17 protein-coding genes are annotated in these 19,053 nt (G+C 62.2%); 10 read left to right on the top strand and 7 right to left on the bottom strand.

Annotated features, from left to right (window positions below; genetic code table 11):
- Positions 1-2: 2 nt before the first annotated feature.
- Together FHU29_RS18050 and FHU29_RS18045 are read right to left on the bottom strand one after the other, a co-directional pair.
- A complete protein-coding gene (locus FHU29_RS18050; RefSeq protein ID WP_064439433.1) occupies positions 3-1,217 on the bottom strand; it encodes an NAD(P)/FAD-dependent oxidoreductase in 1,215 nt (404 codons plus the stop codon).
- Positions 1,214-1,582: a bifunctional 3-phenylpropionate/cinnamic acid dioxygenase ferredoxin subunit gene (locus FHU29_RS18045; protein WP_064439432.1), complete on the bottom strand. Its 369-nt coding sequence runs from the start codon at positions 1,580-1,582 to the stop codon at positions 1,214-1,216. Before FHU29_RS18045 ends, FHU29_RS18050 begins: the two co-directional genes overlap by 4 nt.
- Before the next feature lie 154 nt (positions 1,583-1,736).
- On the opposite strand from FHU29_RS18045, the gene FHU29_RS18040 reads away from it, so the two are divergent.
- The 6 genes from FHU29_RS18040 (at position 1,737) to FHU29_RS18015 (ending at position 8,648) form a co-directional block, all read left to right on the top strand.
- Positions 1,737-2,588 carry an IclR family transcriptional regulator gene (locus FHU29_RS18040; protein ID WP_064439431.1) on the top strand — a complete coding sequence of 284 codons (852 nt, stop codon included), beginning with the start codon at positions 1,737-1,739 and terminating at the stop codon, positions 2,586-2,588.
- Between the two features lie 115 nt (positions 2,589-2,703).
- Positions 2,704-4,443, top strand: a complete 1,740-nt coding sequence (locus tag FHU29_RS18035; protein WP_232322899.1) for a BCCT family transporter — start codon at positions 2,704-2,706, stop codon at positions 4,441-4,443.
- Between the two features lie 49 nt (positions 4,444-4,492).
- Positions 4,493-4,879 carry an ArsR/SmtB family transcription factor gene (locus FHU29_RS18030; RefSeq protein WP_064439429.1) on the top strand — a complete coding sequence of 129 codons (387 nt, stop codon included), beginning with the start codon at positions 4,493-4,495 and terminating at the stop codon, positions 4,877-4,879.
- Entirely contained in the window at positions 4,872-6,869 is a 1,998-nt protein-coding gene (locus tag FHU29_RS18025) for a heavy metal translocating P-type ATPase (RefSeq protein WP_083962195.1), read from the top strand. The genes FHU29_RS18030 and FHU29_RS18025 overlap by 8 nt, the downstream gene beginning before the upstream one ends.
- Positions 6,862-8,082: a cytochrome P450 gene (locus FHU29_RS18020; protein WP_074390779.1), complete on the top strand. Its 1,221-nt coding sequence runs from the start codon at positions 6,862-6,864 to the stop codon at positions 8,080-8,082. The genes FHU29_RS18025 and FHU29_RS18020 overlap by 8 nt, the downstream gene beginning before the upstream one ends.
- Positions 8,079-8,648, top strand: a complete 570-nt coding sequence (locus tag FHU29_RS18015; RefSeq protein WP_064439427.1) for a TetR/AcrR family transcriptional regulator — start codon at positions 8,079-8,081, stop codon at positions 8,646-8,648. The genes FHU29_RS18020 and FHU29_RS18015 overlap by 4 nt, the downstream gene beginning before the upstream one ends.
- Positions 8,649-8,672: 24 nt before the next feature.
- Here FHU29_RS18015 and FHU29_RS18010 read toward each other — a convergent pair whose 3' ends face one another.
- From FHU29_RS18010 to FHU29_RS17990, 5 genes are all read right to left on the bottom strand, one after another.
- Positions 8,673-9,836 carry a thiolase domain-containing protein gene (locus FHU29_RS18010; protein ID WP_064439426.1) on the bottom strand — a complete coding sequence of 388 codons (1,164 nt, stop codon included), beginning with the start codon at positions 9,834-9,836 and terminating at the stop codon, positions 8,673-8,675.
- On the bottom strand, positions 9,833-10,876 hold the full coding sequence (locus FHU29_RS18005) for a thiolase domain-containing protein (protein WP_064439425.1): 1,044 nt from the start codon (positions 10,874-10,876) through the stop codon (positions 9,833-9,835). Before FHU29_RS18005 ends, FHU29_RS18010 begins: the two co-directional genes overlap by 4 nt.
- Positions 10,873-11,862, bottom strand: a complete 990-nt coding sequence (locus FHU29_RS18000; protein WP_064439424.1) for a Zn-ribbon domain-containing OB-fold protein — start codon at positions 11,860-11,862, stop codon at positions 10,873-10,875. The genes FHU29_RS18005 and FHU29_RS18000 overlap by 4 nt, the downstream gene beginning before the upstream one ends.
- A 226-nt stretch (positions 11,863-12,088) precedes the next feature.
- On the bottom strand, positions 12,089-13,288 hold the full coding sequence (locus FHU29_RS17995; RefSeq protein WP_157094964.1) for an ATP-binding protein: 1,200 nt from the start codon (positions 13,286-13,288) through the stop codon (positions 12,089-12,091).
- A gap of 209 nt (positions 13,289-13,497) precedes the next feature.
- Positions 13,498-14,316, bottom strand: coding sequence for a crotonase/enoyl-CoA hydratase family protein (locus tag FHU29_RS17990; protein ID WP_064439422.1), 819 nt, complete (start codon positions 14,314-14,316; stop codon positions 13,498-13,500).
- A 60-nt stretch (positions 14,317-14,376) separates the two neighbouring features.
- On the opposite strand from FHU29_RS17990, the gene FHU29_RS17985 reads away from it, so the two are divergent.
- The 4 genes from FHU29_RS17985 to FHU29_RS17970 are packed head-to-tail and all read left to right on the top strand — an operon-like array spanning position 14,377 to position 18,979.
- Entirely contained in the window at positions 14,377-15,990 is a 1,614-nt protein-coding gene (locus tag FHU29_RS17985) for an acyl-CoA synthetase (protein WP_064439421.1), read from the top strand.
- Positions 15,971-17,074, top strand: coding sequence for an NAD(P)H-dependent flavin oxidoreductase (locus FHU29_RS17980; RefSeq protein WP_064439420.1), 1,104 nt, complete (start codon positions 15,971-15,973; stop codon positions 17,072-17,074). Before FHU29_RS17985 ends, FHU29_RS17980 begins: the two co-directional genes overlap by 20 nt.
- A gap of 8 nt (positions 17,075-17,082) precedes the next feature.
- Positions 17,083-18,528, top strand: coding sequence for an aldehyde dehydrogenase (locus FHU29_RS17975; RefSeq protein WP_064439419.1), 1,446 nt, complete (start codon positions 17,083-17,085; stop codon positions 18,526-18,528).
- A gap of 10 nt (positions 18,529-18,538) precedes the next feature.
- Complete coding sequence (locus FHU29_RS17970) at positions 18,539-18,979, top strand: nuclear transport factor 2 family protein (protein WP_064439418.1); 441 nt, start codon at positions 18,539-18,541, stop codon at positions 18,977-18,979.
- Positions 18,980-19,053: the final 74 nt, after the last annotated feature.

Genomic DNA, 19,053 nt, shown 5'->3' with positions numbered 1-19,053 from the left:
GATTACCTTTCCAAGACTGGAGGGAGGGATTGCAGCGTCGCACTGTGTACAGTGCGGAGTTGCCGGCGCCATCGGCCGAATGCGCGTGACTGGTTCATGCCCAAGACGGCGACCGGGATTTCGCCACGGCGGTACACGGCGAGGAAACAGAAATTCTCGGGCGATCCGTCCTCGATCGTCACAGAATCTGCTTCGGCAGCATGGCCGGCGAACTGAATTCGCACGCCGTGCTGATCCGACCAGAAGTAGGGAATGCAGGCGTGACGATCCTCTTCGTGGTTTTCACCATGCCCACCGCCGCGAAGGAGCGCCGCGACGGCGATCGCTGGCCGCTCCATCGCACCTGTCCAGTGCTCGACGCGGTGCGCACGTCCGAGTCTGAAGTCATGCCATGCGGCGCAGTCGCCGACTGCGATGATTCCAGGGACGTTGGTTCGTCCCTGGTGATCACACTCCACCCCATTGCCGAGGGCCACTCCGGAACCTGTGAGCCATTCGGTGTTGGGAATCGCCCCGATTCCAACGACGACCACGTCAGCGGGAAGCACTGTGCCGTCGACGAGTTCGACACTCTCGACGCGGTCGCTGCCCGTGAGTCGGCGCACCCCGACGCCACACCGCAAGGCAACCCCGTTTGCACTGTGCAGCCCGCAGACGGCGGTGCCCATCATCGCGCCAAGCGGGCCGGCGAGAGGTGTAGCCATCGCCTCAACGATCGTCACATCAAGGCCAAGCTTCTTAGCCGTGGCCGCGACCTCACCGCCGATGAACCCCGCACCGATCACGACGAGGCGTGCGCCTGGCAACAACTCGGTGCGGAGCGCGAGCGCGTCGTCGATCGTGCGCAGCACGTGCACGCCAGCCATGGCCGCGGATCCGGGTAGCTTTCGCGCTCGCGCCCCGGTGGCAAGGACTATTCCGTCGCTGGCAACCCGGGCGCCATTGGCGAGGACGACCGCCCGGCTGGATGTGTCCAGCGACACCGCTGGGGAACCGAGAAGCCAGCGTGCGTACAGATCTTCATCGGCGGCCTCCAGTCTCAGGAAATCTGTGTCGATCTTGCCGATCAGAAAGTCCTTTGACAGAGGTGGCCTGTCATACGGCCTGCGCAGCTCATCTCCGATGATTGTGAGCTCGCCGTCAAAGCCCTGCTGCCGCAGCGCCTGCGCCGCGTAGAGGCCTGCTAGGGAGGCGCCGACTACGGTGATGGATTTCATGACTCCACTCCGAACTTGACACCAGGCGGGAGATTGGGCTTTTCGGTCGAGATCTCGACATAGATGTGGTCATCGGCGACGTGCACCGTGTGCGTCCTGATCGGCAGCTTAGCTGGAGGCGAATCGACCTGCCCGGTACGAAGGTTGAACTTGGATTCGTGCAGTGGGCATTCGATCTCGCAGCCTTCCAGCCAGCCATCAGCTAGGGATGCGTCTTGATGAGTGCAGGTGTCGTCGACGGCGAATATTTCACCCGCTTCGGTATGGAATACCGCGATGGGCGGGTGTGCTTGGGCGGTGTGAGCGGCTTGGACGCGGATGGCCTCTCCAGGGGGAAGGTTGGAGAGGGTGCAGATTCGGATCATTGTTCCCACCTTGGTGCGCATGACACAACAGATAGCGTAATACGCAACAGTCTGCTAATCGAGGGTAATGGCTGTCAAGGGGTTGGGGCGAGCGAGATCACAATTCGCCGTCCGAGCGCCCCACTTGAGCAAATCTGACAGGTACGGTTGCGTCATGGGCAACGAAGCGCAGAATTCTACTGACCAGACGGGTAAGCGGGGAGGTGACAGCCCCGGTGGTGTGCAGTCCGTTGACCGGGCGATCACGATTCTCGAGATCCTGGCTCGCGAGGGTGAGGTCGGTGTGAGTGATGTGGCCAAAGAGGTAGGGGTGCACAAGTCGACGGCTTTCCGGCTTCTCGCGGCCTTAGAGGATCGCGACTTCGTCGAGCAGAGCGCGGAGCGGGGCAAGTACCGGCTCGCCTTTGGGGTCCTGCGCCTAGCAAGCGCGATCCCGGCGCGTATCGACATGGTTCGTCAGGCGCAGCCGATTGTCGAAGGGCTCGCTTCGGAGCTCGGCGAGACGATCAACCTTGCTGTTGTGCGCGAGCATTACGCGGTCAACGTACAGCAGGCGCGCAGCTCAGCGGCAGTGGCAAGCCAGAACTGGGTGGGACAGCTGACGCCCCTGCACGCAACTTCCAGTGGGAAGATTCTCCTGGCCTACATGAGCGATGAGCAACGCGACTCCATCCTTGACAAGGCGGGCCTCCCGCCACTGACCCCGCACACTGTGACGTCGCGGAAGGCGCTTCTTAACGAGCTCGCGGAAGTGGAGAAAGTGGGTTTCGCAACGGCTTTCGAGGAGCTTGAGGCCGGTCTTAACGCCGCGGCAGTGCCGATCCGGGACCATACTGGCTATGTCGTTGGGGCGCTGAGTGCGTCGGGTCCGGCCTTCCGTTTCGACACGGACTGGATCAAGGGCGCCGAGGCAGATATCAGACTTGCGGGCAATCGCATCAGCCACCGGCTGGGCTGGCTTGAGAGAGCGCCTCGCGCTGGGGGTGATGGGTCGACAGCCACCTGATGTTAATCTTCTGATTCACGATTGTTTCGTTTAGCGCTTTCTGTTGCGGAATGCGCAACGAAGGTCTTACGGTCGAAGAGCCCGAACATGTGAAACCTTGAAGGGACTCTTCAGCATGACGACCACTCCTGAGAAACCGCCGCGGCTGGACCGGTTTGAAAGCTGGAACGGAAGCGCCGATGGACGGGTTCCCAGCACTCAGTCGCCGCCGTCTTCTGAACCGGACTTCCTGAAGGCGTCACCGCCGTCTCCGCCGACCGGGAAGCTCGTTCCCGCGCCGCGCGTGTTCTATCCTGCCGCAGGCCTTTTGGTGCTGTTCGTCGCGATCACCGCATTGTTCCCCGATCGGGTGGGTGACCTCATTGGCCGGGCCAACGCCAGCGTGGTCCAGGATCTCGCTTGGTGGTATATCGCCGTAGTTGCCTCTTTTATCTTCTTCTGCGTCTGGATCGCAGCCTCACACATGGGCAACATTGTGCTGGGGAAGGACGGTGACCAGCCGGAGTTTTCCCGTGGCTCATGGTTCGCGATGTTGTTCGCCGCCGGTATGGGCATCGGTCTCGTCTTCTGGGGCGTCGCTGAACCGCTCAGCCACTATGCGGCCACCCCTCCTGGAATGCCCGGCGCTGACCAAGCGGAACGGGCCCGAACCGCATTGAATGTCACGTTCTTGCACTGGGGCCTGCACGCCTGGGCCATTTACGCTGTGGTCGGCCTGGCCGTTGGGTACTCGGTCCATCGTCTGGGCAATCCGATCTCGCTGCGGTGGACCCTGCGGCCCCTGCTGGGTGACCGGGTCCAGGGTTTCTGGGGTGACGTCATCGATGTGGTCGCCGTCCTTGGCACACTGTTCGGTATCGCCACCTCCCTTGGCCTCGGGGTCAGCCAGATTGGGGCTGGCCTCGGCTATCTCGATGTAATTGACCAGCCTTCGACCTGGCTTCTGGTCGTGTTGATCATCTGCATTACCGCGATCGCGGTTGTTTCGGTGGTTACCGGGATCGGCAAAGGCATGAAGTGGCTGTCGAACATCAACCTTCTCTTGGCAGTCGGTTTGATGTCTGCACTTCTCATTCTCGGCCCGACCGTCTTCATCCTCAGCGACTTGACCACCCAGGTCGGCTCGTACGTCCAGAACTTCGTTCAGCTCTCGTTCAACGGCATGCCATTCGAGGAGGACGGTAAACAGTGGCTCGGTGGATGGACGACCTTCTACTGGGGCTGGTGGATGAGCTGGGCGCCTTTCGTGGGCGTCTTCATCGCCCGGATTTCCAAGGGGCGCACGATCCGCGAGTTTATCGTCGGCGTTCTCCTAGTGCCGACACTTGTCACCTTCCTCTGGTTCTCAGTAATGGGAGGCACAGCCCTTCATCAGGAGGTGCTGGGAAGCGGTGGGCTGATAGCCGAAGACGGCTCGGTGTCAGCGACAACAGCGCTGTTCCAGCTGATCAACGAGGTAGCCCCGTCGATCGCGGTTCTGCTCAGCATTGTCGCAATCCTCTTGGTCGTAATCTTCTTTGTCACTAGCGCCGACTCTGGCGCGCTAGTCGTCACCATGCTCGCATCCGGGGGTAATCCGGATCCGCCGCTGTGGGCGCGCACCTTCTGGGCGATCCTGGAGGGCGCCATCGCCGCGGTACTGCTGATCGCCGGTGCGTCCATCGCCGGAGCTGACCCGCTTTCCGCACTGCAAACCATGGCGATTCTGCTGGCGCTGCCGTTCAGCGTGGTGATGCTGCTGATGTGCGCGGCCACCGCCAAGGCGCTGCTCATCGAGAACCGCTTCAGAATGCGTAAGCAGCGCGCATGGCTCGCTGAACAGATAGTGCAGGAGATGCAGAACCGCGGAAGTTGATGCTCGGCGCAGGGTTCTATCTATCGGAGATGGACGATAATATCGTCATATGACGATCAATGGTGCCAGCGACCTCTGCACTCCAGGCGTCCCGGAGGAGAACCTCAATGCGGCTGTGTCGCTGTTCCACAGCCTCTCGGATGCCACCCGGCTCGCGATTGTCCGGCGCCTCGCGCACGGTGAGGCGAGGGTCGCGGACCTCGTTGCTGAGCTTGGACTGGCGCAGTCGACGGTGTCGGCGCACGTAGCGTGTTTGCGTGACTGCCGACTCGTCGAGGGCCGGCCAGAGGGGCGTCAGGTCTTTTATCAGCTCGCCCGTCCAGAGCTGATCGACCTCCTGTTCTCCGCTGAGACGCTCCTGGCCGCGACAGGGAGCGCGGTAGCACTCTGCCCCAACTACGGCGCTTCACCAGCAGAGCCCGCGCGTCATGAGTGACGCGTGTGGCTGCAGCCACAACGAACCGTCTGACACTGCGCAAGACAGCGCGAAGCTGCGGCTATGGCATGTTCCTGAGCTTCGGGCTGCGCTAGTCGCTGGAGTCCTGCTGGGGGTGGCGTTCGTTGCGGGCCGGACGGGCGCGCCGGATCCGGCACACGTTGTGCCTGAAGTTGCGGCACTACTCATCGCCGGTTATACCTTCGTCCCGGCGACACTGCGGCGGCTAGCGGAGGGCAAGATCGGAGTCGGCACGCTGATGACCATCGCGGCCGTCGGCGCGGTCGCTTTGGGCGAAGTCGGCGAGGCAGCGATGCTGGCTTTTCTCTTTTCGATTGCCGAGGGATTAGAAGCATATTCACTTGCCCGGACTCGACGGGGCCTGCGATCTCTGCTCTCACTCGTCCCCGTCCAGGCGACGATGCTGCGGGAGGGCAGGGAAGTTCGCGTCGCCCCCGCTGCACTCCGGGCCGGAGACCGGATGCTGGTTAAACCGGGGGAGCGGATCGCAACTGACGGGATTATCCACCGAGGAAGCACCACGCTGGATCTCTCTGCGATCACCGGAGAATCCGTGCCCGTCGATGCCGGTCCGGGACAAGAGGTATTCGCCGGGTCGATCAACGGCACTGGCGCACTCGAAATAGACGTGACGACCACCGTCGAAGACAACTCACTCGCGCGAATCGTGCGGATCGTTGAGGCGGAGCAGAACCGCAAAGGCGCCGCACAAAGGCTCACTGACCGGATCGCAAGGCCGCTCGTCCCAGGCATCATGATCGCGGCCGCTCTCATCGCGGCAACCGGTAGCGTCCTTGGTGACCCAGCGGTGTGGATCGAGCGCGCCCTGATCGTTCTGGTCGCCGCCTCGCCATGCGCCCTCGCGATATCAGTGCCCGTTACGGTGGTATCCGCCGTCGGCAGAGCCAGCAAGTTCGGTGTCCTGATCAAGGGCGGCGCGGCGCTGGAGGCGCTCGGCAAGGTTCGCGGCGTTGCCCTGGACAAGACAGGAACGCTCACTGTCAACAAGCCGTCCATCATCGACGTCGCGACAGTCGACGGTGTGAACCGCACCCGCGTTATCCACGTAGCCGCGGCGCTTGAAGCGCGCAGTGAGCACCCTCTGGCCCGTGCGATCCTCGCCGCCGTCGACGACGTAAAACCTGCCACTGACGTGGAAGCTATTGCAGGGGCTGGGCTCACAGGACTGCTTGATGGCCGGACTGTTCGGTTGGGCCGGCCCGGCTGGCTCAGCGGGGGAGTCCTCGCGGACCGTGTCACCGAGATGCAGCGAGCCGGCGCGACCGCCGTCCTCGTCGAAGACGACGGGGTCATCATCGGAGCGATAGCGGTTCGCGACGAACTTCGGCCCGAGGCAGCGGAGGCCGTGGCGCAGTTGCAGCAGGACGGCTACCACGTCGCTATGCTCACGGGCGACAACCGTGCGACGGCGGCAGCGCTCGGCGAGGCTGCGGGAATCGGCACTGTCCACGCGGAGCTTCGCCCGGAGGATAAATCACGGCTCGTCAGGGAACTCCGCGAACAGAGAACGACCGCGATGGTGGGTGATGGCGTCAATGATGCGCCCGCCCTCGCTACCGCCGATTTGGGTATCGCGATGGGCGCGATGGGCACAGATGTGGCGATTGAGACCGCTGACGTCGCCCTCATGGGTGAGGATCTGCGGCACCTCCCGCAAGCGTTCGCGCACGCACGCCGTGCTCGCCGCATCATGTTGCAGAACGTGGGGCTGTCGATCGGCTTGATCACAGTGCTGATCCCGCTGGCGCTGACCGGAACGCTCGGCCTCGTCGCCGTCGTGCTGGTGCACGAACTTGCGGAGATTGCCGTCATCGTGAACGGCGTTCGCGCCGGAGGGAGAGCTAAGGGGCTCGGGGAAGGCGCGGGGGCTCACGCACCGAAAGAGTTGATGCATGAAACAGGTTCTAGTCAAATGGAGGGAACTGTTCTACGGTTGAGACATGAGTGAGCTCATGTCTCAGGCCGTTCGCTTCGATTTGAGGTCAGGAGAATCGTGGCGAGATCCCTGGCCTATGTACGCTGCGCTCCGCGATCATGACCCGGTGCATCACGTCGTGCCCAACGAGCGCGAAGATATCGACTACTACGTCCTTTCCCGTTTCGTCGACGTCTACGCCGCCGCGCGTGATACCGCGACTTTCTCGTCGGCGGAGGGGATCACGGTCCAGTATGGCGATCTCGAGAAACTCGGTCTCGGCGAGCATCGGCCGTTCGTGTTCACCGACCCGCCCGACCACACCGAATTTCGCCGCCGGGTAGCGCGGGGGTTCACTCCTCGGCAGGTACAGACGATCGCGCCGGCTGTACGGAGATTCGTCGTCGAACGTATTGAGCGACTGCGTTCCGCAGGGGAAGGCGATATTGCTGCGGAACTGTTTAAACCCCTTCCGACCATGGTTGTTGCCCATTACCTGGGCGTGCCGGAAGAGGATAGACCGCAGTTCGACGAATGGACGCATGCGATAGTCGGTGCAACCGCTACAGGTGAGAACACCGCCGCCGAGGCTGCGATCGCCGACATGATGCAGTACTGCACAGCACTGATCGAGCGCCGCCGCGTTGAGCCGGGCGATGATACGATCTCCCACCTCGTGGCATCGGGTCTCGGCCAGAAGGGCGATGTCGCTGGCATGCTGTCGATTCTCGGCTTCGCGTTCACGATGATCTCCGGCGGAAACGACACTACGACAGGGAATCTCGGTGGTGCGGTGCAATTGCTAGAGATGTTCCCGGACGAGCGGCGCCGGCTCATCAACGACATGGACCTCATCCCTGATTCCGTTAATGAGTTCCTGCGGCTCACCTCGCCGGTGCAGGGACTGGCGCGCACAGCAACGCGGGACGTCGTTTACGAGAGCGTGACCATACCTGCCGGGCGGCGGGTGCTTATGCTGTACGCCTCGGCGAACCGGGACGAACGAGCGTTCGGCCCCGATGCTGGCCAGCTAGACGTGACACGACAGCCAAAGAACATCCTCACCTTCAGCCAGGGAAGCCATCACTGCCTTGGGGCGGCAGCCGCGCGGATGCAAGCCCAGATCGCACTGGAAGAGCTGCTGGCACGCTGCCCTAATTTCACGATCGACATTGAGGGCGTCCGCTACGCGGAAGGAAACTACGTGCGCTGGCCGACCAGCGTGCCGTTCCGGGCGGAAGCATGAGCGGTGATTGGCTTGGAGCAGAACGCTCGGCGCATGCCGCTGAGCGAATCCTCGACGCGGCAGCGCGACTCTTCGCTGAGCGTGGTGCTGCAGCCACACAAATGTCGCATATAGCCGAGGAAGCAGGGTGCTCGAGAGCGACGTTGTACCGCTACTTCGACAACCGCCAGGCTGTACGGACCGCGTTTGTCCATCGCGAGGCCCGGCGGATCGGTGCGGTGGTGGCCAATGAGGTCAGCGAAATTGCGGACCCGGGGGAGCGGCTTGTCGAGGGGACGCTCACGGCCCTGCGGGCGGTCCGGTCTGATCCGCTGCTGATCGCCTGGTTCCGATCGATCGATGCGGTTCTCAGTGCCGAGGTCAGTCAGACATCGGAGGTGATTCAGGCGATGGCCGCCGCGTTCCTGCCGACAGCAATCGCCCCGGCCGAAGAAAGGGCACAACTGGCCCGGTGGACGACGCGCATTATTGTCTCGCTGCTAACGATGCCCGGGCGGGACGATGCGGATGAACGCGGCATGCTCGAGAAGTTCCTCGCCCCGGCGGTTGCTGTGACACGACCGTAAAACCACCTCACCGGGAGGGCCGGATCATTCCGGCTTATCCGCTCCGACCAGCCACATCGCGAAATACTGCGAGCCGCCACCGTACGCGTGGCCGAGCGCTTTCCGTGCGCCATCGATCTGGTAGTCCCCGGCGCGTCCCATGACCTGTTTGGCAGCTTCAGCGAAGCGCAGCATGCCGGATGCGCCGATCGGGTTGGAGCACAACACTCCGCCTGATGGGTTGACGGGCAGTTCCCCGCTGCGCTCCGTCGCACCCGCTTCGGTGAGCTTCCAGCCGGGTGTGTCACGCGCGAATCCCAAGTTCTCCAGCCACATCGGCTCAAACCACGAAAAAGGAACGTAGATCTCGGCCGCATCGACTTCGCGCAGCGGATCGTCAATTCCTGCTTTGCGCCACAAGGCTGCGGCAGCGTCCCTTCCGGCCTGGGGATTTACTTGGTCCCGTCCGGCGAATGTGGTGGGTTCGGTGCGCATAGCAGTGGCGTGGATCCACGCGACGGTGCCGTCCACAGCAGCGGCCGCCTCTTCGTCACCGATGACCATGGCGCAAGCACCGTCAGAGGATGGACAGGTTTCGTCGTAACGAATTGGGTCCCACAGCATCTGGGACGCCTGAACGGACTCGAGTGTGATGTCGGGCTGGCGCAGATGCGCGTACGGATTGAGGGCACCGTTTCGGCGATCTTTCACTGCAACCATCGCGCCGATATGCTCGGGTGCGCCGGACCGCTGAATGTATGCACGGACGTGCGGTGCGAAGTACCCGCCCGCGCCCGCGCCCACCGGCATCGAGAAGGGCGGTGCAATTGATAGCCCCCACATCGCATTTGACTCGGATTGCTTCTCGAACGCCACGGCGAGCACTCGACGGTGTACTCCTGCCATCACCTGAGTCGCGGCGACAATCGATGTGGAACCGCCGACCGAGCCCGCCGTGTGCACGCGAAGCAACGGCTTGCCCACGGCGCCGAGCGCATCGGCTAAGAACAGTTCCGGCATCATCACGCCCTCAAAGAGGTCCGGTGCCTTGCCGATGACGACTGCGTCGATATCTTTCCACTCGACGTGAGCGTCGGCCATCGCGCGGTCGATCGCTTCACGAAGCAGGCCGGGCATCGAGACGTCGGTACGTTTCGTTCGGTGATGTGTCTGTCCCGTGCCGAGTATTGCCGCTCGACGTGCGCTCATGATTGTGCCTCCATGACGGCGACGAGATTCTGTTGCAGGAGCGGACCGCTCGTGGCGTGCGCAAGTACGCGTGACGCTTCACCCGAATGGACGCGTTTGGCAGCTTCACCGATTCGAATGAGACCGCCCGCGAACATGGGGTTGCCTGCGAGTGGTCCACCAGATGGGTTGATCCGCACGGCGTCGCTGAGTTCCAGTGCCTCGCGCAGGATGAGCTCCTGGTGACTGAATGGCGCGTGTAATTCCGCGATCTCGATGTCGCGGGCACCTGCCGCTGCTGCGGCGGTGCGGGTGGACGGTGAATCAGTGAGATCACGAGCGCCGAGCACGGCGGAGTCGATGCGGTGATCGATCCCACTGATGATTGCAGGTCGTTCGATGAGGTCGCGGGCGCGTTCCTCAGTAGTGAGGATCAATGCAGCAGCGCCGTCTGAGATCGGTGCGACATCATATGAGTGCAGCGGGTCCGCTATCAGCGGTGCATTGTCAGCCAGTGCGCCAGAGCGCTGCGCGTGAGGATTGCTCGTGGCATCTGCGAGACTGCGTGCGGCAACCGCGGCCATCTCCTCCTTGGTCCACCGTCCTGATTCGAGACCCAGCCGGGCCTGCATCGCAGCGAGGCTGATGGAGTCGGGCCAGAGCGGGGCGACGGTGTACGGGTCGAGTTGCAGACTGAGCACGCGGCGCAACTCACCCGCCGACGATTTTCCGAAGCCATACACCAGCGCGGTGTCGGCCTCGCCGGTGAGAATCTTGATCCACGCCTCATAGACAGCCCACGCCGCATCACATTCGACGTGTGATTCGTTGATCGGCGGGAAAGCGCCGATTGCATCAACGGCTGCGATGAAGGAGAACGCTCGCCCTGCCAGGTAATCGGACGAACCTGAGCACCAGAAGTCGATGTCGGTTTTTGTCAGCCCCGTCTTCTCGAAGATCTCCGAAAGTACAGGAACCAGCATCTCCACGCCGTTCGTAGTGCCCTGGGTCGAGCGGACACTGGGGGATTGGGCGAAACCAACGACCGCTACGTTTCTCATAGGTGCCTCGCAAAGGTCTCGATGGGGGCGTCAGGCTCACCGGTCGGCGTGAAGTAGTCGATGTTGCTGAGCGAGGTTTGCCATTCTGCTTTGGGGCGCCACACTGCGCGGACGCGCATCCCCATGCGGACGTCGGCGGAGTCACACCCACGCACCAGATGCAGAAATGCGATGTCCGCGCCGTCGAGAAGGACATACGCCACCACGTAGGGCGGTGTTATGCGCTGCCCCAAGAACGGGACATTGACTATGCAGAACGTGGTGACGATGCCAGTATCGGGCAGCTCAACCTCAGTGGTGGTAGGTACACCATCGACGGGGCATGCGCCGCGCGGGGGGATGTACACCTGGTCACACTCGGCGCAGCGCTGTCCGATCAGTTTGCCGTCGGCGAGAGCACGCAAGTAGCGGCTTTCTTCGGCGGAGACGGTGTGATCGTAGGTGAGCTGGATCGGCGTGATGATCGTGGTTACCCGGTCCTCGTCATCACGTTTCGATTCTGGAGGTGCAAGCGCTTGGGGCGCTGCTGCACTAGTTCCGGGATCAGTGGGCACGAAGTACGCGATGTCCCGGATGTGCCCGGTGGGTGCCTCCGCCCACTGCACTTGGACGCGCATTCCGGTACGTATGTCGCTGGGCGACGCAACGTTCACCGCGTGGAGCAGTCCGGTGTCGGCGCCGTCGAGCCGGATGAGTGCCCAGGCGAAGGGTTGCTGGATTGGCTGGCCGTCGACGGGCTTCGGGCACCAGGACCAGGTAAGGACTGTTCCTTCGGTACTCACCTCGACGAACTCGGTGAGCGGGTCGGACGTCACGGGATCGTATTCGATGGGGGGCACATGCACTCGGCCATCGCTGCCCTTGATTCCGAGAATCTGCCGCTGTGCGAGCGCAGTCATGAATCGGGACAGGACAGGCCCGAGCGATCGGGTGTAGTCGAATCCGATATTGAGTGGTGCGCTGAGGGGTTCTACATCAGTCGTCACAGAGATAGTGCAACACGTTCTTGTTCAATAGGCAACAGTCTGTGCGTATTTTTTGCCGAAAATGTGTAACTCGTTCTAGTGATCTGGGTGGAAGATTGGACAGATGGTAGGTACTGCCGTCTGACTGCCAGTGAGATCGCGTGCCGGCTGACAGACGGGCCAGCGTGCTCTTTATCGCGCTTCAAAAAGGGATTGGCCGCGCCGTCACCGTAGTTGTTGGTTGCGGTTATTCCTTGAGGACGTCGGTGATGAAGTCGGCGAAACCGGGCATGGTGAACTCGATGCGGCCGTGGCGCGGCGCGTAGATAGTGCCTTTGGCGATAAGGGAGGCACGCAGGGGGCTGATTTGCTGGGGGTTTTTGCCCAGTGCTTCCGCGATCTGCCGGATAGGCATGTCGGTGTCGCCGTGCTTGGCCATGGCGGCGAGAAAGTCTTTCTCGCGCTCCGTGGAGCGCCGCCAGCGGGCCTGAAACATCCCGTTGTACAGCGCGCTACGGCCTTCGGCGATACCGGACTGGGCGTGGGAAGCCAGAAGCGTGCTTCCTTTTGCTGGCGTGGCGGCGTGCCAGGTTTCCTCGCCGTAGAGCTGGATTAGATGGGGAAATCCTTTTGCAGCGCTGATTACCTCCGTGAGCGCTTCCTTCGTCCAAGACACGTGCAGTTGTTCGGCGGGCTGCACAAGCGCTTCGACCGATGCGGACAAGCTCAGTTTCGTCAGCGGGAGGTAGCGGAACCGTTCCCCGAATGTCGCGGCTTCGGAAATGACTTCAGGAAGATTGGCGAGGCCACCGACGAGAAAGATGACGGGGAGCTGTTTGCTGGTGATCTCCTGTATGGCTGCGGCGAACTCGGTGATGTGTTCCCGGTCGGCTTCTTGCAGCTCGTCGACGCACACACCGATCACCGGGCGTTTCTTGTCGTCCACTCTGGCGAGCGTGACGAGGTCCTCGATGATGCGGACAAACGCCTGGTAGCCGAAATCTGTTAGGTTCCTGGGCTCCTTGTTACCCAACTCAACATTCACGGAGGCGCCAGTGAGAGCCACTTCGATGGTGAATGATTCGACCCGTTCCGCCCAGCGTCGCCAGGCTGGCTGCGTTGTCAGCTCGCGCTCGGCAGCAGTGTTCCGTAAGCCCTGGGCTAATAGCGGAAGCAGACGCTCACCTTTACACGCCAGCAGTGATGTCGTAATACCGACCGCGGCGCTGTACTCACGAATTGAGTTCTCAGCATGCTTGAGCAGCACCGTCTTTCCCATACCCCGAACACCGGAGTAGGCGATCGGCGACCCAGGCGCGCGGCCGAGGTGTGCGGCTGCGTGTATGTAGTCCTCAACCACCGACAGGTGTTTGCCGCGGCCCGCGATCACCGGCGGCAACGTGCCCGCACCGGGAGCGTACGGTGAGGGCAAGGGGGAATTTGCCATATAGATCACTATATATCGAATCCGAGTATAGGAACGTATAGGCTCCCCCGGAGTATCGCTCGGAGCTTCCCGCCGGTTTGCTTGGCGTCGGCACGCGTCTGCCGATCAAGAACCAGCAGCTGGCAATCGTGGCGGGAATTTTCACGGTCGTCGTGGTCACCGCAGTGCGTCTTCCCGATTGACGCCCGGACCGGGCAAGCCGACCGCGCTCACTGCCCCCGGAAGACTGGTCGGCGCTTTTCCGTGAAAGCCCGGGGCCCCTCCTTCGCATCTTCGCTGAGGAACACCTTGACCCCGATCTTTGACTCGATCTTGAATGCCTCTTCTTCTGGCATTGCCTCTGTCTCGCGCATGGTCTGGAGAATCGCGCGGACGGCGAGTGGCCCGTTGGCGCAGATCTGATCGGCAATCTCGAGCGCCTTTTCGAGCGCTGAACCATCAGGGACGACGTGGCCGATCAGTCCAATTTCTTTCGCCTCGGCCGCGGTGATATGGCGGCCTGTGAGTAGCAGGTCAGCTGCGACGGTGTAGGGGATTTGGCGGGGGAGGCGAACGGCAGAGCCACCCATCGGGAAGAGGCTCCACTTTACTTCGGAGATCCCGAACTTCGCGCTTTGACCGGCGACGCGAATATCGGTGCCCTGCAAGATCTCGGTACCCCCCGCGATGGCGGGGCCCTCGACTGCCGCGATAAGAGGTTTGGTCAGCCGTCGGCCTTTCAGCAGGCCGGGAATTGACGCTGGATCCCAGCCGCCGCCGGACATCGCCTTGCCGGGATTGTTCTTGCTCATGCTTTTGAGGTCGGCTCCGGCGCAAAATGCTCCGCCCGCACCCGTGAGAATGCAGCAACGGATTTCAGAATCTGCGTCCACCGTGTCCCACGCTTCGGTCATAATGGACATCATTTCGCCGGTCAGGGCGTTGCGCGCGTGCGGTCGGTTCAGGGTGACGATCAATACGCCGCCACGTCGCTCTATGAGGGCGTGAGGCTCGGTTTTGGTGTCGGCCCCGGCGACTGATTCGGCCATTTTGCAACCTCCTGTGCGATAACCATTGCCCAAAACAATAACATGTTCTAGTTTGGGTGAATGGCACTGAACATCGCTGATCTGTTAGAGCACGCTGTCGATGCCGTGCCGGACCGCACGGCTCTTATTTGTGGCGACCGTCAGGTGACCTTCGCGGAACTAGACGAGCGAGCCAACCGCCTTGCCCACCATCTCGCGACAGCCGGGATAGGCGAGGGCGATCACGTCGGAATTTACTCACGGAACTCGATCGAGGCACTCGAATCGATGATCGCCGTGTACAAGATCCGCGCGGTCGCAATCAATGTCAACTACCGGTACGTGGCGCGCGAACTGCACTACCTCTTCGACAACGCCGACCTGGTCGCACTTATACACGAGCGAAGTTTCAGCGACCTCGTCGCAGAAGTACTTCCAGCGGTTCCGTCGGTTCGGCACGTCGTCGTCATCGATGACGGCTCCGATAAGGACTACTCCGCATGCGAGGGTGTCGAGTATGAAGCAGCGCTTGCGGCGGAGTCTCCAGAGCGTGACTTTGGCGAGCGCAGCTCTGACGACCTCTACGTTGTGTACACGGGCGGAACGACCGGTTACCCGAAAGGTGTGATGTGGCGTCACGAAGACGTCTGGCGTGCGCTCGGCGGCGGCATCAACTTTATGACGGGCGAGTACGTTCAAGACGAGTGGACAATGGCGAATGACGCGAAGAACAGTCCCGGTCTCGTCCGGCTGACAATGTCTCCGCTCATCCACGGGGCCGCTCAATGGGCAGCTTTCGGTGCATTGTTCACCGGAAGCCCCGTAGTGCTGGTCACTCGCGCTGACCCCCACGAAGTGTGGCAGGCAATTGAGAAGCACAAAGTCCAGGTGCTGACCATCGTGGGCGACGCGATGGCCCGCCCGCTCCTCAGTGCCTATGCGGAGCGAACCTACGACGCCTCATCGCTGCTCGCTGTAACAAGTCACGCGGCACTCTTTTCACAGTCCGTCAAACAGCAGTTCCTCGATACGTTCCCCAACATCGTCCTCACCGATGCCATCGGATCATCGGAGAGCGGCTTCACCGGCATCGGCATGGTCAGCAAAGACGGTGACTATTCCCAAGGGCCCAAGGTCAACTTCACAAAACAAGCCGTCCTCATCGACGACGACGGCAACCTTGTCGAACCGAAACCGGGCGCGGTGGGCCGTATGGCGCGCACAGCGCATGTGCCACTCGGCTATTACAAGGATGAGAAGAAAACCAAGACGATTTTTGCGGAAATCGATGGCAAGCGCTACGTCATGCCGGGCGACTACGCGCGCTACGAAGAAGACGGCTCCGTCACCTTGCTCGGGCGTGGCTCGGGATGCATCAACACCGGTGGTGAAAAGGTCTTCCCCGAGGAAGTGGAAGGCGCGCTCAAATCCCACCCCGACGTTTTTGACGTGCTCGTGCTGGGAACACCCGACGAAAGATACGGCCAGCGCGTGAGTGCAGTGGTGCAGCCTCGGGAGGGCGCGACTCTCGACGTCAGCGAACTGGACACGCATGTGCGTACGAAAGTTGCCGCGTACAAGATTCCACGCAGCTACTGGGTCGTCCCAGAGGTACACCGGCAGCCGAGCGGTAAACCTGACTACCCGTGGGCGAAAGCCCACGTGGAGGAGAATGATGCATACGCAACTGTGTGAACTTTTCGGCATCGACTATCCGATCGTCGCGTTTACCCCCTCCGAACACGTCGCCGCGGCGGTCACGCGAGCTGGCGGTCTCGGGGTATTGGGGTGCGTCCGTTTCAATGAGGCCAGTGCCCTCGATGAGACCCTCGACTGGATGGACGCCAACACCGACGGAAAACCGTACGGCGTGGACGTGGTGATGCCGTCAAAGATCCCCGAAGAGGGAACACAGGGCGAACTGAGCAGCCACATTCCGCCGGAGCATCGCGAATTCGTTGCACGCACCCTGCGTGAGCTCGGAGTGCCCGAAACGACGGCCAACGATGATGTGGGCGGTGTCCTCGGCTGGCTGCACTCCATCGCCCGCTCACACGTTGATGTCTCGCTCAAGCACAGGGTGTCCCTGATCGCAAACGCGCTCGGCTCACCACCGAGTGATGTGATCGAGCAGGCCCACGCTCACGGCGTGAAAGTCGCGGCCCTGGCAGGCAAGGCCGCGCACGCCCGCAGCCACGTCGACAACGGTGTGGACATCGTCGTCGCGCAGGGCTACGAAGCGGGCGGACATACCGGTGAGATCGCGTCCATGGTGCTTCTTCCGGAAGTCGTCGACATCGTTGGGCAGGACGTCCCTGTTCTCGCGGCGGGCGGTGTCGGGTCCGGACGGCAGATCGCGGCGGCCCTCGCACTGGGTGCGTCGGGTGTGTGGATGGGCTCATACTGGCTGACGACCACCGAGTATCTCGAGTCGATGAACAACTCGGGGACGATGCAGGAAGCGCTCGTTGCAGCAACCTCGTCGGACACCGTGCGCTCCCGCATCTATTCGGGCAAACCCGCGCGGCTGCTTAAAACCCGCTGGACCGACGCGTGGCAGCAGCCAGGCGCGCCGAAGCCGCTACCGATGCCGCTGCAAAACTTGCTCGTCTCCGAAGCGCACCAGCGCATCGCAGCGTCCCATGATCCAACGGTCGTGGCGATGCCAGTCGGCCAGATTGTGGGCCGCATGAACGCCGTACGGCCCGTCGCGGACCTGATGTCGGAACTCGTTTCCGAGTACGGCGACGCCGTTGACCGACTGCAGAAAACCAGGTGAGGAAACTCATGCGTGAATACAAAGAGTTGTACATTGGCGGCAACTGGGCAGCACCGTCACACGACAGATTTGTCGATGTCGTCTCTCCGCACAACCAGAAGGTCGTCGGAACTGCGCCTGAGGGGACGCCCGATGACGTAGACCGCGCGGTTGCCGCAGCACGACACGCCTTCGACCACGGCCCGTGGCCAACTATGGACCCCAAAGAGCGGCTCGCTGCCGTACAGCGGATCGCCGACGCATACAACGCGAGACAGGCGGAACTTTCGGAACTGATCAGCACTGAAATGGGTGCGCCCCTGTGGTTCTCGCAAGTAGGTCAGGTGGGAGCGACGTCGATGGCGCTCGCTGCTTTCCTCAACTTTGGGGCGCAATATCCGTGGGAGGAGCGGCGCACTGGCTTCTTCGGTCAGGACGTCGTGGTTCGTCGCGAACCCGCCGGTGTCGCTGGGATGATCACCCCGTGGAATGTCCCACACTTCACCACGATCTCGAAGTTGATTCCAGCGTTGCTCGCGGGGTGCACCGTTGTGCTGAAACCTTCAGAGGAAGTACCGCTTTCGGCTCTTGCGCTGGCGGAGATCATCGACGAAGCGGGTCTTCCGGAGGGGGTTGTCAGCATCATTCCCGCTGGGCGTGAAACTGGCGAGCACCTTGTCCGGCATCCCGGCGTCGACAAGATTTCGTTCACGGGTTCGCCGACTGCCGGCAAGCGAATCGCGTCGCTCTGCGGCCAAGATCTGCGTCGTGTGACCCTCGAACTCGGCGCGAAGTCCGCAGCCATCATTCTGGACGATGCGGACCTTGCGATGACGATCGAACGGCTGCCGCTCGCGTCCTTGCTGAACAGCGGGCAAGCCTGCATCGCACAAACCCGCATCCTCGCGTCCCGGCAGCGGTACGACGAAGTGGTTGATGCGGTCACAACGATGGTCAACGGTCTCCCCGTCGGCGACCCGCTCGACCCGGCAAACTACATCGGGCCGATGGTGTCGCAGCGGCAGCAGCAGCGCGTCGACGGCTACATCACCCTTGGCCAGGAAGAAGGCGCGCGCCTCGTCACTGGCGGTAACGGAATGCCCGACGGGCTCGACCGTGGCTGGTACGTGCGGCCGACAGTGTTCGCCGATGTGGACAACCGGATGCGCATCGCGCAGGAAGAGATCTTCGGACCGGTTCTCGCGGTGATCCCGTACGACGATGAAGCCGACGCTATCCGTATCGCGAACGACTCCGCGTACGGGCTTGGCGGTTCCGTATGGACTTCCGACGTCGAGCACGGTGTTGATGTCGCCCGGAAGATCCGCACTGGCACCCTGGGCATCAACCAGTATCTCCTCGACTTCAATTCGCCGTTCGGTGGCTACAAGTCGAGCGGGTTCGGGCGGGAGTTCGGGCCTGAAGGGATCGAGCCGTACATCGAGTACAAGTCGATCGCGCTTCCGATCGGGTGAGGGAATCGCTGTGACAGTGAAGGTGAGCTGGGACGAGAACGCGACACAACCGCCGGCGCGGGTGGCAGCCCTGCGGTCAATGCGTGCCGTGGACGCTGGCGAGAAAGACGAGTGGCTCGGTCTTTTTGCCGACACGGCGGTGCTCGAAGATCCCGTTGGTCCTTCGGGCTTCGATCCCGAAGGCAACGGACACCACGGCCACGAAGGGCTAGCGGCTTTTTGGGACATCGCGATTGCGAAAGTCGATCGGTTCGACTTCACGATGCGTGACTCGCATGCCGCCGGGAACGAGGTGGCCAACGTCGGCACCATCACCTCGTACCTGCCCGGCGGTTACCGCGTCGACACCGACCTGATCACGGTGTACAAGGTCGACGACCACGGCAAAATCGTATCGATGCGCGCTTTCTGGGAGGTGCAGCGCGCAGCGGCAACTGCCAGGCAAGTGTAGGACGGCCGGTCTAACGCACCGCCGCTCCCATATACCCATCCCTGCGACGGTGTACAAAACAGGCAAGCGCCTCG

It is taken from the genome of Hoyosella altamirensis, from assembly GCF_014191505.1.
In the GTDB taxonomy this organism is placed as follows: Bacteria; Actinomycetota; Actinomycetes; order Mycobacteriales; family Mycobacteriaceae; genus Hoyosella; species Hoyosella altamirensis.
The sequence above is the reverse complement of the archived record's forward strand: the minus strand, read 5'-3'. Positions and strand labels throughout refer to the sequence as shown.

Coding starts and splice junctions, on each gene's coding strand:
- FHU29_RS18025 (WP_083962195.1), top strand. CDS start 4,872: ATGAGTGACGCGTGTGGCTGCAGCCACAACGAACCGTCTGACACTGCG.
- FHU29_RS18035 (WP_232322899.1), top strand. CDS start 2,704: ATGACGACCACTCCTGAGAAACCGCCGCGGCTGGACCGGTTTGAAAGC.
- FHU29_RS17980 (WP_064439420.1), top strand. CDS start 15,971: ATGCATACGCAACTGTGTGAACTTTTCGGCATCGACTATCCGATCGTC.
- FHU29_RS17975 (WP_064439419.1), top strand. CDS start 17,083: ATGCGTGAATACAAAGAGTTGTACATTGGCGGCAACTGGGCAGCACCG.
- FHU29_RS18020 (WP_074390779.1), top strand. CDS start 6,862: ATGAGTGAGCTCATGTCTCAGGCCGTTCGCTTCGATTTGAGGTCAGGA.
- FHU29_RS18030 (WP_064439429.1), top strand. CDS start 4,493: ATGACGATCAATGGTGCCAGCGACCTCTGCACTCCAGGCGTCCCGGAG.
- FHU29_RS17985 (WP_064439421.1), top strand. CDS start 14,377: ATGGCACTGAACATCGCTGATCTGTTAGAGCACGCTGTCGATGCCGTG.
- FHU29_RS18050 (WP_064439433.1), bottom strand. CDS start 1,217: ATGAAATCCATCACCGTAGTCGGCGCCTCCCTAGCAGGCCTCTACGCG.
- FHU29_RS18045 (WP_064439432.1), bottom strand. CDS start 1,582: ATGATCCGAATCTGCACCCTCTCCAACCTTCCCCCTGGAGAGGCCATC.
- FHU29_RS18005 (WP_064439425.1), bottom strand. CDS start 10,876: ATGAGAAACGTAGCGGTCGTTGGTTTCGCCCAATCCCCCAGTGTCCGC.
- FHU29_RS17995 (WP_157094964.1), bottom strand. CDS start 13,288: ATGGCAAATTCCCCCTTGCCCTCACCGTACGCTCCCGGTGCGGGCACG.
- FHU29_RS17990 (WP_064439422.1), bottom strand. CDS start 14,316: ATGGCCGAATCAGTCGCCGGGGCCGACACCAAAACCGAGCCTCACGCC.
- FHU29_RS18040 (WP_064439431.1), top strand. CDS start 1,737: ATGGGCAACGAAGCGCAGAATTCTACTGACCAGACGGGTAAGCGGGGA.
- FHU29_RS18015 (WP_064439427.1), top strand. CDS start 8,079: ATGAGCGGTGATTGGCTTGGAGCAGAACGCTCGGCGCATGCCGCTGAG.
- FHU29_RS18010 (WP_064439426.1), bottom strand. CDS start 9,836: ATGAGCGCACGTCGAGCGGCAATACTCGGCACGGGACAGACACATCAC.